Source organism: Pseudomonas sp. B35(2017) (assembly GCF_002113645.1).
GTDB classification, from domain to species: Bacteria; Pseudomonadota; Gammaproteobacteria; order Pseudomonadales; family Pseudomonadaceae; genus Aquipseudomonas; species Aquipseudomonas ekonensis.
Window position 1 is genome coordinate 223,384 of record NZ_NEIZ01000002.1, and the last position, 13,499, is coordinate 236,882.

General features: G+C 66.3%; 4 protein-coding genes. 3 read left to right on the forward strand and 1 reads right to left on the reverse strand.

Annotated features, from left to right (window positions below):
* Positions 1–107: 107 nt before the first annotated feature.
* Genes CAG41_RS04575 through CAG41_RS04585 form a run of 3 tightly spaced genes read left to right on the forward strand, consistent with a single transcriptional unit; the run spans position 108 to position 12,109 of the window.
* The gene (locus tag CAG41_RS04575) at positions 108–3,698 is read left to right on the forward strand and encodes a Tc toxin subunit A (RefSeq protein ID WP_085706738.1); all 3,591 of its coding nucleotides are present in this window, start codon (positions 108–110) and stop codon (positions 3,696–3,698) included.
* A 55-nt stretch (positions 3,699–3,753) separates the two neighbouring features.
* Positions 3,754–7,845, forward strand: a complete 4,092-nt coding sequence (locus CAG41_RS04580) for a neuraminidase-like domain-containing protein (protein ID WP_085706739.1) — start codon at positions 3,754–3,756, stop codon at positions 7,843–7,845.
* A complete protein-coding gene (locus CAG41_RS04585; protein WP_085706740.1) occupies positions 7,838–12,109 on the forward strand; it encodes a hypothetical protein in 4,272 nt (1,423 codons plus the stop codon). Before CAG41_RS04580 ends, CAG41_RS04585 begins: the two co-directional genes overlap by 8 nt.
* A gap of 28 nt (positions 12,110–12,137) precedes the next feature.
* Here the strand turns inward: CAG41_RS04585 and CAG41_RS04590 are convergent, their stop codons facing one another.
* The gene (locus tag CAG41_RS04590) at positions 12,138–13,469 is read right to left on the reverse strand and encodes a DUF58 domain-containing protein (RefSeq protein ID WP_085706741.1); all 1,332 of its coding nucleotides are present in this window, start codon (positions 13,467–13,469) and stop codon (positions 12,138–12,140) included.
* Between the last annotated feature and the right edge of the window lie 30 nt (positions 13,470–13,499).

A 13,499-nucleotide genomic window follows, 5' to 3' on the forward strand; every position in this document is an offset into this window, starting at 1 on the left:
GACAGTAGACGGTCGGCGATTCTTGGCGCCAAATCTCATCAAGCCCATGTTCAGCCTGGCGTGTTCGCCAGGCTGCTGCGGACAGTCCCTGCCAGAGGAGCCGGAAGATGCGCGACGCTGCCGAACGCCCCGCCCTGCAACTGTTTCAACAGGTCTTCAAGGAGCAGGGCGCTGCCGGTCTTGAGGGTTACCTCAAAGCCGGCGGCTCGGTCTTCGCGCTGGTGGAAAAGGGTGCCCGGGCCCTGACCGTCGAGTACGGCATGAGCGACGAGTCGGCCCGGGCCTTCATGCGCAGGGCCAACAGCCTGGTCACCTATGTCCGGCGCCGCTACATCGAGGGCCGGTTGACCGGCGAGGGACAAGCGGCGGCGGGCGCCTCCAGCGGCTTGCTGTCGATGGTGACCGGGCCCACCTACGAGCGCCTGTTCAACACGCCGTTCGACGCGCTCTGCCCGGCGGATGCCCTGGAGTCCCTCGCCTCGCCGGTGGCGTACCTGATCGAACTGCTGCGCTGGATACGCGACCGCATCGAACCCCATGGGGTGGACACCTATCCGCTGCACGAGCGCCGGGCCGACCTGAAACGGCTGTCGGTGGATTTCAATGCCGTGCACCGGTCGGTGTCTTCGGTGGACATCATCGTGGCGGTGCTGGAGACCTTCATCGCCGAACACGGTTCGGGTCAGCCGATAGAGCAAGCCCTGATCGAGTCGCGCTACCCCAACGGGCTGCCCTTTTACCAGCACTGGGCTTCGCTGGACGCCGTCGCCCGACGCAACGGCTTGCTGGTGGGCGACTTTGCGCACACGGTCGACCTGTCGTTTCCGTATTTCCTCAGCCCCCAGGCCTGGAGCACCGATGCCGGCCGTGCGCTGGCCCATGCCTCGCGGTTGGGGCCTTATCAGCGGCGGTTGCTGATGGAGCCTGCAGTGAAGTTCGAGGATCGGGAAGACTTCTACGCACGGAATTTCGGTGCCGAAGGCCTTTCCTGGCAGAACCTCAATCAGTTGCTGTTTTTCGGTGAGCGGACAAAACTGGACACGCCGGGCGTCGAGGCCTTGCTCTCGACCCGCGGGTTTGCGCCTGTACGCTCCGCCAATGTGACCTACGCCGATGCGGCACCGGCCGCGGACGAAAGCGAACGCTCAGGGTCCGTCTACCTCAATGCCAACACGGCACCGGCCGTGAGCCTCACCAGGGCCGCAAACGGCTCCTCGTTCCTGCACCGCTTGTCCGCCAACCCGACGGACGCGGCCGGGCTGGCCCGTTACGACCGCATGAACCGCAAAGTGCGCCTGGACGCCTGGCTGGGGCTGCCCTGCGATCAGGTGGACGCCTTGCTGGTGGCCGCGATCAATGCCCAAGTGCGTGGGGGCGGCAAGGACGACCCCTGGTGGATCTCGGAAAACGTGGTGCATGCGCTGGGGCTGTTTCAGTCGTTGCGTGAGCGCTATGGCTGTACGGCGCCGGACTTTGCGGCGTTCATCGATGCGATGGGGATCTATGGCCGGGGAGAGGCCGCCTCTCACTTCGATCAGGTGTTCAATCGCCAGAGCGACTACCGCCGGCCCCTGCAGCTCGATGGCTTGCCCTTTGCGGTGCTGCCCGTCGAGGGGGGCACCGATTTGACGGTCAGCCAACTGTGCAACGGATTGGGCATCGATCCGCTGACCTACGGCTATCTGGCCGTGGCCATTGCCCAGGCCCGCGGGGCGGGCGATACCCTGGCGCGCAGCCCGGCGGTCGTGTCGGCGTTCTACCGTCTGGTGAGGCTGCCCAGGCTGTTGGGCATCACGCCGGTCGAAGGTCTGCTGATGCTGAACGCGCTGGGCGGCGAGGAATGGGTCAACGGCCTGGCGGGCGATCCCTGGATCAGCACGGGGGGGGAGGCGCCGAGCGTGCTGAACCTCATCCACGCCTTGCATGCCTGTGTGCAGTGGTGCCGTGACCGCGACCTGCCGGTGCTGTGGATGCTGCAGCAGGCTGCTGCGCCGCAGCCGTCGAGCGCGGTGTCCGATGCGCAGCGGCAACTGTTCGACAAGGTGGTCAGCCTGCTGCCGGCAGCCCTGTTTTCCAACAACGGGCTCTTGATGGCCGGCGTGCCGCCGCTGCCGGCGGCCGACTGGCTCGGATTGCTGGGGGCGCTGGCGGACGGCGACGGTCTGGTGCTGCCATTCCCGGGAACGGAGGAGGAGTACCTTACAAAGGCCCGCGAGGCGTTGGACCATGCGGTCACCGACGGTCTGGGCGAGATCGGCGCCGACGCCCGGGCGGTCATCGTCGAGCAGATGCTGGGGGTTCTCCTGCAGGCCAGGCAGGCGCAGGTGGCGCTGGTTCAGCATGCGGTGGCGGTGTACGCCACGCTTGAGGAGGCGCAGGTCCTGCCGGTGCTGGAATGGGCGGACGTCTCGGTTCACGGGTTTCTGCGCCAGGTGCGCGACCGGATCGCGGTGATGGAGGATCCGGTGCGCGGACTCAATGAGTCGCCGGATCCCTTGCTCGCCCTGCTGGCCGACATCCAGCGCCGCAGCGAGGTCGTGGCGAAGCTGGGCCTGAGTGTCGCCCTGCTGCGCGATTATCTGGCATACGGCCACAAGGCCTGGCTCAACCAGGACGACCGGCACGTGCTTTCGGTCAGGACGCTCTATTACCTCACATTGCTCAGCCGGGCCTTTGCGATGGGCGAGCAGCCTGAACAGAAGCTGCTCGACTATCTGTGGCAGGTCAATCATTTGCCTGACGTTACGGGCGATGCGTTGTGGCTGGCGCAGCAGGCCGCGTCGATCAGGCTGGCCGAGTTCTTTGGCTGGAGCCTTCAGGACGTTCGCGAGTGCGTCAGTCGAATCGATCCGTCGGGCCTCAAGGTGCTCAAGAATCTGGTTCAGCTGGATGTGCTGATGCGGGTGCGTGCGCTGTCGGCCGACAGCGGTATGGACGCCTTGACCATCTTTATGATCGGACGCCTGCCCGAAGAGTTGGACACCCAGGCCTATGCCGATGCCGCCGAACACGCGTTGCTGAGCCTCACGGAGAGCCGTGCCCCGGCGGGGCGCGTCGCCGGAGGGGTGAAGGAACTCGTGCAGATGAGCTGCGTCGCCGACAAGACTGAGGCCGTCGCCAACAAGCCGGGCGAAAGGATCAGGTTCACGGTGACGCTCAAGAGGGCCGACGGCCGGCCCTTGAGCGGGGTCATGGTGCACTGGCGGGCGGCCTTGGGCAGCGTGGCCGCACAAGCCACCGGAACGGACGGGACGGTCAAGGCGGACTATCTGCCGGGCAAGGTGACGGGCACCGATACGCCGGCCTATTGGCTGGACCTGTTCGACGAACAGCTGGCCCCCACCGTCCAGGTCACGTTCGAGACGGCCTCGCTGCAGTTCCCGGCCCCGCTCAAGTCACCGGTGCCGTTGGACACTGTGGAGCCCGGCGGTGAAGCGCAACTGTATGCCGTGCTCATGGACGCCTACGGCAATCCGGGCGCCAACAGCCTGGTGCAGTGGTTCGCTGAGCCGCAGGAAGAGGGCGGTCAAGCCGTCATCCGGCCCCGGCAGACCTTCACCGATCCGCAGGGGCTTGTGCGGGTGTTCGTCGCCAGCCCGACCGGCGGCACCTTCACCTTCAGCGTGCTCAGCGAGGCCAGCGAAAAGAGAACCTACTTCGACCCCATCACGTTTGCCGCCCCGACGGGCTCTGCATGACTTGGCCGGTCGAGCGAGTGTGTCTGGACGGATCATCGCTGCAGGAGAATGGCTCATGGAACAGGACACGATGGCTGCGTTGCAGGAAAAACGGCGTGCTGCGCTGGTGGAGTACTGCATCGGCCAGGTCAACGGCGCCGACGGGCGGGATTACGGCTTTCTGCGCACGCCGGCCGACCTGTTCGAGCTGCTGCGCATGGATCCGCTGGACAGCTATGCGGTACAGAGTTCCTGGGTGGCCGAAGCGACCAGTTGCGCCCAGCAGTACATCCATGCGGTGTACCGCAAGCTGGAGCCCGGGTTCAGCGAGCATCAGTTCGACAAGGACGATGTGGCGACCTGGGCGCTCTACGGCAACTACCCGGACTGGGCGGCGCTGCAGTTGATCGAGCTTTATCCGGAGAACTTCATCAACCCGTTCGTGCGCCGGCGCAAGACCAGCCTGTTCAAGACCCTGGAAAACGACCTCAACCAGACGCGCCTGGGCACCGACAGCGTGCAGGCGGCGCTGCGCGATTACCTGCAGGCCTTCGAGCAGACCTGCAACCTCGATGTCGTCAGCGGTTACATGGACTACAGGGCCGGCGGTTCCCCCGCGAAAGCGGACTACTACTTCATCGGCCGTCAGAGAACGGCGCCGTTCCAGTATTTCTGGCGCAAGGCGCAGGTCGAGCTGTCGCCGAGCTGCACCGCCATCAATCCGGCCGCGTGGGGGGAATGGCAACCGGTGGACATTCCCGTCGAGGCCAAGGTGCTGGATATGCGCCCGGTGTTCTGGAGCGGGCGCCTGTGCCTGGTCTGGGCCCAGTGGCGCGACAAGGTCGAGGGGCGGACGGCGGACGAGTACCTGCCGCACAGGCTGGACATCCGATTGGCCTTCATGACGCAGAACGGCCAGTGGACGGCGCCGATGGGCCTGGCCGGGCGCGAATTCGATGAGGACCTGTCCGCGGACTGCCGGCTGGTGGTGACCGTGTGGGCCGACCGTCACCACCCCAAGGGCAAGCTGGGGGTGCTGCTGACGAACGGGAAGAGCGACGCGGACTCGTTGCGGGAGGCCGCCGTGCGTGACGTGCTGATGCGGCCCGTGGCGGGCGATGACGCCAGTTGGCTGGAGCATGCGGCCAATCATCGGTTCTCGGATGCCCGGGTGGTGCAGCACCCGTTGCTGAACCAGCCGACCGTGGTGCCCACCGTGGTAACGGCCACCGACCTGACGCCCTTTCTGGACGTGCAGGCGCTGGCGTTCCGCGTCGGCGAAGCGGACTGGCTGGTGATCCAGGGGCTTTGCCGGGCGACGGGGCTGAGCGGGAATCCGGTGACGCTGAAGTTCGATCTGGTCAATGAAGCGGCGGGCGATCCTGCGCCTATCGAAAAGAGCTTTCCGCTCGCCGGAGGCTGGAGCACGGACTGGCAGGTCTTCAAGCGCGCCAAGGGCTCGTTCGCCCAACCGGTGACCTTCACTTGGGGGGCCGGCACGGTCATCCACAAGAAATTTGATCTGACCCTCCTCAACGTTACGGGCTTCATGCCGGCGATCCTGCTGAAAAACACCTTGGATGCCGCGCAGTTCCTCTCCCTGCGGCAACCGGAGCTGGCCCTCAAGTTCGCCCGCCTGAACTCGCTGTTCGGGCCTGAGCTGGTGCAGCGTTCCAATGTGTCCGTCGATGCGGTGCTGGACTGGGACACGCAGTTTCTCGACGAGCCGCCGCCCGAGTCGGGCCCGATCACTGAGCTCAACGGCGCGTTCGACGGCGCCAATGGCCTGTTCTTCTGGGAGCTGTTCTTCCATCTGCCGCACCTGGTGGCGACGCGGCTGCGCGCCGAGGACCGGTTCAGCCAGGCGCAGGACTGGCTGCATTACCTGTTCGATCCGCAGGCAGCGGCCGACCCTGAGGATCCGCCGCCGGCCAATCCCAAGCCGCAGTATTGGCGTTGCCGGCCTTTGGTGAAGCCCGGCAACCCGGGGTGCGAGAGCCTGGATCCGACCGACCCCGACGCCATCGGTTACGCGGCGCCCAGGCACTTTCAGATTCTGGTGTTCACCGAGTACGTCAGCAACCTGATGGCCTGGGGCGACTGGCACTACCGCCAGCTCACCCGTGACAGCCTGGTGGCGGCGAAGCTGTGCTACGTGCAGGCCGAGTTCCTGATGGGCAAGGCGCCTTCGGCGCGTACGACGAACCAATGGCGGACCGACACGGTCGCCAACCTGTTGGGCAGGAGCGCATCGCGCCCGGCGCTCGAGCGGTTCGAGCGGGAACTGGACTTCAGCCTCGCCCAGATCCCTGCCGGCAGCGATGCCGTGCCCCGGCTCGGGCTGCTGGCCAATGAGCCTTTCGAGACGCCGATCAATCAGCCGTTGCTCGACTTGTTCGCCTTGCCGGGCCAGCGGCTGTTCAACCTGCGCAACAACTTGACCCTCGACGGCAAGCCGCTGCAGATCCCGCTGTTCAGCCCGCCCACGGACCCGAACCAGTTGCTGCGCGACCTGGCGAACGGGGGCGCCGGAGCGCCGCGGCCCATGGGCGGACGGCTGGCGGTGGGGGCGTTCCGCTGGCGGGTGACCTTCGAGGCCGCCCTGCGTGCCGTGCAGACCTTGCAGGAGTTCGGCAATCAGGTGCTGCGTTTCCTTGAGCAGCGCGACCGCTGCGAGCAAGAGGACCTGCAGCAAAGCCATCTGATCGAACTGGGCGCCTATGCCCAGACCGTGCAGGAACAGAGCATCAGCCAACAGGAGGCTGGCGTTGCCGCCCTGGTCCGCAGCCGGGCCGTCGCCCAGGAGCGGGCCGACGCCTATGCGCAACGGCACGCCGAGAACGTCACGGCGGTCGAGTACGACGTCATGGAAAGCCTGCATCTCTCGAAAGTCCTGGCGTTGGCCTCGTCGAGCATCAAGCCTGCCGCGGCGGCCGTGGCGGCCGTTCCCAACATCTTCGGCCTGGCCAATGGCGGGCACCGCGCCGATGCGTTGCTCGATGCCGTGAGTTTCGGGCTGGGCGTCGCCGCCCAGGTGAGGCAGATCGACGCCGACAAGCAGGCGGCCACCGAAGGCTACCGCCGCCGCCGTGAGGAGTGGGCGCTGCTGCGGGATCAGGCGTTGGCGGAAGTGCTCGCCATCGATGAGCAGATCACCGCGCAGACCCACGCCGTGCAGGCGGCGAAGGCCGGCCTGCAACAGACGCTGCGGGCCAACGGCCAGGCCCGGACGGTCTATGACTTCCTGAAAAAGCGCGCGGGCAACGCCGAGCTGTACGGCTGGCTGCTCGGCCAGCTCAAGGCCTTGCACTACCAGGCCTACGACGCTGTGGTCAGCCTGTGCCTCAACGCCCAGGCGTCGCTCAGCGCCGAAACCGGCGATTACGACTCGGTCATTCCCTTGCCGCAGGTCTGGCTCGACAACCGTCACGGCCTGACGGCGGGCGAGCACTTGCGCGGTCACCTGTTGCGCATGGAGCGCGAATACCTGCAACGGCACGAGCGCCGGCTGGAGTTGGTCAAGACGGTCTCTCTGCGCAGACTGTTCGACGACCGCGTCGAGCCCCAACAGGGACTCGACGGCTGGCAGGCCGCGCTGCAGCAACTGCTGGACACCGGGACGCTGGAGTTCCGACTCACCCAATTGCTGTTCGACCGCGACCACCCGGGGCATTACTGCCGGCAGATCGGTTCGCTTGAGGTGGATCTGCCGGTGCTGGCCGGGCCCTACGAAGACGTCCGTGCCACGTTGCTGCAGGTCGGCAGCATGACCGCGACCAAGGCCAACGTCCAGTCGGTGAAGTATCTGCACAATCCCCAGCAAGGCGTCGCGCCCGCCGATGTGCAGGTCAACCTGCGCAGCGGCCAGCAGATCGCCCTGTCGCTGGGCATCGCGGCCAACGGCATGCACGGAACCAAGGCGGACGAGGGCTTGCTCAACCCCTTCGAGTGCACGGGTGCGGTGTCCGCCTGGCGCCTGACGTTCCCGTGGCCGAAAAAGGAACCGCAGGTGTCCATGCTCGGTTCGCTGACCGACATCATCGTGCGCATCCGCTACACCGCCAGGGCAGGGGAACCGACGTTCCTGCGTACCGTGCAGGACATGGTGACCCAGCTCGAAGGCGCCACCGGCAACATCACTGCCGAAGAGGCACGCGGCCATGAATGAGTCAGGCGTTCAGGCGAACCAGAGCCTGGTGCTCAACGGGGCGTTCACCGAAGCGTTCACCCATTGGCGCAAAGGGTCGCTCAACCCGGACTGGCTGGCGATTGAAGCGGAGGCGTATCAGGAAGACGTGATCCGTCTCCTGGCGGCCGGCAACCAGTCGTCGGTGAGCCAGGCCCTGTCGGCGCCCAAGACGCCTTCCCCTGGCGCACGCTATGTCTTGAGCTTTCTGTGCGAGACGCGGCACGCCGAAGCCGGGTGGCTGCGGGTCGGCATTCAGGGGCGTCCTGAGCGACTGGAGATTGCGCTGTTGCCGGGTGCGTCGCGCGACATCGAGGCGGATCGGGCGCGCCTGGCCGCCGGACAGCCGCTGGAGTTCCGGCCGCGCGAGTACCGCGAGGAACTGGCGCTGCCGTTCAGCGGCCAGGACACGCTGGTGGTCGAGGTGCAGAGTCCGGCCAACGCGCCCGGCGACTACCTGTCGAAAATCTGCATCACCCGTATCCGGCTTGAGGTGCACCTGGAGCCGGCGACGATGGTTTCGCTGATCCTCGATGAACAACCGCTGGCGCCTCTGCAAACAGTCTATCTGTGCAAGGGCGCCACGGCGGGCCTGGCCCACCGATTGGGCTTCAACGTGGCGCCGGACAGTGCCTGGCACACCACCCGGGCGGCGCTGACCAGCGACGACAATCCGCAGCAAGCGGTCGTGGCCAGGCCCGTCTGGGGTGAGGACCAACCGCTGGACCTGCCCTGGATCCTCGATTGCCCGGTGATCGGCGAAGACGGGGCCGAGTTGTTCACTGTCAACCTGGTCAACCAGTACACCGCCGATCCCTATCCGCTCACGGTGTCGCTGGGGCATCACCGCCTGGTGTTCCTCGGCAAGCTGGAGGCGGCCCATTTCCCGGTGCTGGCGCTCAAGCAGAGCGTCCGGCTGGGTGTGCAGGTGGCGTCGCACTACACCGGCCAGCCATTGGGCGGGCGGACGGTGACCTGGCGGGTGGCGGGGCAGACGCTTGCGGCCGCGGACTCGGATCCGCAGGGCTGGGCCTGGTTCGATTACCTGCCCACCGCCGCGGGGGATTTCACCGTAGCGGCTTCGGTGGACAGCCCCTACTACGCCAGCGGTGCGATCAGCGCCCTGTTTGAGGTGCGGGTGCTGGCGACGGATCCGTGGAGCGATGCATTGGCAGTGGTCGAAGACGCGGCGCTGCCCTGGGCGCAGAGCACCGGCTATCCCAACCGAGGTACGGATTATCCGCTCAGGGTGCGGTTGCCTGCGGGGAGCCCGATGCTCGGGACAGAGGTTTCATTGCATTGGAGCGGAGATTCGCACGAACAGCTGGGTGTGGGCATCAGCCCGGCGCTCGGACAGCCGCAGCCCGTCGAAAGCACACACATCGACTGGACGCTGTCGAGCGAAGACCGGCTGGACGGGCAGTTCAGCCTGACACTGGCCTGCTCGAAGCTGCTGCACCCTTCACCGGCCAAACCCATGTCGCTGGCGCGCAATGTGGTGCGGATCGGCGAGGTGCGCGAAGCCGACCGGTTTCCGGTGGTGGACGAGGGCGAAAGCGTGCTGCTGCGGGTCCAGGTGATTCACGTGGTCGCCAGCGGCGACGGTGACCCGGTGAGCAATGCGCAGGTGGATTGGGTGACGCCCGAAGGCACGGTTTCGACCCGCTCGGGGGCGGGAGGCTGGGCGAGCGTGCTGTACCGTCCGGCGGGGGCCGGCGACCTGGTGGTGACGGCCCGGGTCAGGGCCCACGCCGAAGCCGTTGCCGTGGAGCGGCCGTTTGCCGTGAAGGCACTGGCGACCAGCCCGTGGAAAGACCGGATCAGGATCCTGTTCGATGAGCGCGACGTGGATCTGGTCGGCACGGGGTTGCTGTGCCGGCGCGGCGGTGCGCATGTGCTGAAGATCCTGCCGGTGGCGGGCAGTCCGTTCATCGGGCAATCCGTCACGCTGGACTGGCGCGCGGGCGATCCGGGCATCGGGCTGAGCGTCAGCGGGCTCGGCAGCGGCAGGATCCTGACCGCCGCAGGGCTCGAATGGACGTTCAGTTCCTCGGCGCCGGAAAGCCTCAGCGCATTGTTTGCCCTTCGGCTGTCGACCGGCATCGCCGCCTCGCCCAGGGAACTGGCCGGGCGACTGATCGCGGCGGACCTGGCGGACGAACTGACGGTGATGCTCGATCAGGTGACGCAGCCGCCGGCGGGGCAACCTTTCTATCCGTGCCTGGGGGCCCGGCATGCCGTCAGGTATTTGCCCAATCCCCTGAGCCCGCTGGTGGGCCTGCAGGGCCGGCTGGTGTGGCAGGGAACCCCCGCCGACGACTTGCAGGCCGGGGTCGAGCCGCCCCCGGACCGTGCGCAGCCGATCGAGGACGGCGGTGTGGCCTGGACGCTGGACTTCACGTCGAGCCCGACGGCCGGGGACTTTTCCCTGGCCCTGGCGCTGCCGGCGTTGGGCGTGGCATTGCAGGCGGACGCGATGCATCTGGGGCACAACCGGCTGCGTATCGCAAACCGTCGTGATACGGCCGTCGATCCGGTGGTCGGCCAGGATCGGGCCTGGCTCTGGGTGCAGGTCGAATCGGTGTTCACCGGCCAGCCTGTGGCGCAGGCCCCCGTGGACTGGAGCGCTCAGGGTGAGGTGGCCAGCCGGACCTGCGACGAGACCGGCTGGAGCGGGTTCGGGTTCGCGCCGGTCCTGGCCGGCGAGCACACGGTCGAGGCGCAGGTGCTGAGCCGTTTCGACGGTTTTCAGGAGCGGCGTCCGTTCCCGGTGACGGCATTGGCGGACGATCCTTGGCGCAGCGTGCAGGTTCGCTTCGATGGCCAGCCTGCCAGCCGTTGGGGCGAGCAGACGTTCTTCCCGCGGCGCAAGGGCGAGCACCGGATCGAAGTGCTGGCCGAGGCGGGCAGCCCGTTGCTGGAGCGCAGCCTGACCCTGGGCCTGACGGGCACCGGTCCCGCCGAACTGGGCCTGCAGTTCCAGGCACCGGGGCTCGGGGCGCCGCGCCTGTTCTCCGGCATCGGCCTGCATTACCTGCTCAGGTGCGGCGATCTCAAGGACGGTGGCTTCGCCTTGCGCCTTGGGGCCGAGCGCTTGGCGAGCCTGTCGCCGGCCAATGCGATGTCGTTGGGGGAGGGCGCGCAGGTCATGGAGATCGAGGGGACGGGCCGTACCCGTCAGGTGCTCGACTGGGGAGAGGAACTGGTCGAGCAGGTGAGGGTGATTGCGTCTACCACGGGCAAGCCGATGGTCGGGGCGACGGTTGCCTGGGAACATCCGGACCTGGAGGGCGTGACCAGTCAGACTGATTTCTACGGAGTGGCCAAGGTTCGTTTCAGGCCGCATACGACAGGCACATCCGTGTTGGTGGCAACGGTGGGCTCGGTGTCGGTCGAGTTGGCGTTTACGCTCAATGAGCCCCGTGAAATCAGTGAGCTGTATGAGCCGGACGGCCCGCAACCGCTACCCGACAGATCCGGAGTCCTTGCCCGAGCCGTGGTGCTTTCGGCGTTTACGGGGTTGCCGCTGGCTGGGGTCGAGGTTTGGTGGGACTTCTCGGGGCACTTTGTTTCAACGTCGCTGACCGATGCTGAAGGCATTGCGCAACTGGCCTTTACGTATCCCGAACAAGGTGTATTGGGCGCTACCGTGAAGGGTGGACTGGGAGGCTGGGACTACACGCATATTCTGTTCGACAGAAAGGTGCCGACGATCACGTCGTTGACCAGTCCGGATCAGGATGTCGGGTTGGGCAGGAAGGCGCTGGCGCAAGTGACGGTGGCTTCCGCCCTGGACGGGCTACCCATCGGCGGCGTCAACGTGGAATGGAGCTTCCCGGGAGTGACGCTGCCGTCCACCTTCACGAACCCGGACGGACGATCACTGATCGAGTTCGTCCCTCCAGCGCTCGGCAAGTATTCTTTGCAGGCAACGATTGACGTGACCAAGCCTCATTCGCTGGATTTCAACATTGTCGAATCGGCTACGTTGCCTCAGATCTACACCATCGGAAAACTGCACGGACAGAGCCTGATCGGTGCGCAAGCGCATTGCTATGTCCTCGTCCGAAATCCCGCAGGTCTGCCCGTAGAGGGAGAGGAAGTCTTCTGGAGTTTTCCGAAGGCCAGAGTGGTTTCCACGATTGCCGATTCATCAGGACGTGCTGAGGTGAAGTTCGTTCTGCATAACCGGGGAACGTTAGTCGCACGTGTTCGGGGAGGCTCCGATCTCGCCCTTCCGTTGTAACGTTACTCAGCCCTGTCGTTGAGCCGGGTCAAAACGACCCGGCGCGCTTGTACTTCAAGTAGCGGGTCACCAGATCGGTTCCCAGCTCCTCAGGCCGTAGGTTCAGCATCGCCACCCCATGAGCCCCCAACCGCTCATGACATTCTGCCCGTGCATTGAGAAAGTCCACCGTGCCGCAGTAGGCCAACGCTTCATCGAGGGTCTGCACCGGCGAGCTGCGTATCCGATCAAGCGTTGCCTCGCGCAGGCTGGCCACCAGCACCTGATGTTGTTGGCTCAAATGTTTGACCGCCACGAGCAGATCATCGTCATCCTCATCGCGCAGGTTGGTCACCAGCACCACCAGGGCCCGACGCTTCTGCCGTGTCAGCAGTTTCCGGGCAGCGCTCTGGTAATCCGCCGAGCGCTGACCGCTTTCAAGGTCATAGGCGGCGTTGAGCAACACATTGAGTTGTCCGGGCCCCTTGATCGGCGCGAGGTAGTGTTCCTGATCGCCTGCAAACGTGCACAACCCCACCGCATCCCCCTGGCGCAACGCCACATAGCTGAGCAGCAGGCACGCGTTCAACGCATGGTCGAAATGTGACAGCTCATCATCCTGGCTGCGCATGCGCCGCCCGCAGTCGAGCAGGAGCATGATCTGCTGGTCGCGCTCATCCTGGTACTCGCGGGCGATCGGCGTGCGCTGGCGGGCGGTGGCTTTCCAGTCGATCTGGCGCAGGCTGTCGCCTTCGCGGAATTCGCGCAACTGGTGGAATTCCAGGCCTTGCCCGCGCCGTTGCCGCTGACGCACGCCGAGCTGGCTGAGCCAGTTGTCCACCGCCAGCAGTTGCCCGCCGTAGAGCCGGGCGAAGTCGGGGTAGACCCGGGTGTTGTCCATCACGGGCAACAGGCGTTTGCCTGACCACAGGCCCAAGGGGCTCGGCAGGTTGACCTCGCAATGCTCGAAGCGGAAGTGGCCGCGCTTGAGCGGCCGCACGCGATAACCGACCTGGCTGGCTTGGCCCGGCTGCAGTTCGACCGTCAGCGGCAGGTGCTCGAAGTCAAGGCCGTACGGCACATGGTCGAACAGTCGGATGCGCAACGGTTCGGCAAAGTCGTGACCGACCGTAAGGCTCACCTCGCCCCAGCGGCCGAGCGCCAGGCTGCCCGGTACTTGCCGCTGCACCCGGGGCAAGGGCAGGCGCTGGAGACGGAGGGCATCCAGGATCGCCAAGGCCAGCAACGCCAGGAGCATGCCCCAGTTGACCGCCTGCAGGCTGGGTGGCGTGTCGATGTCCAACGCGCTCAGGCTGCCCAGCAGGACACCCAGGGCCAGCAGGGCCGACAGCCAGACCAGCAGCCGTTTCGACGGTTTCACGGGTGCCTCCCCCGTGTGGTGAGGGGCGGC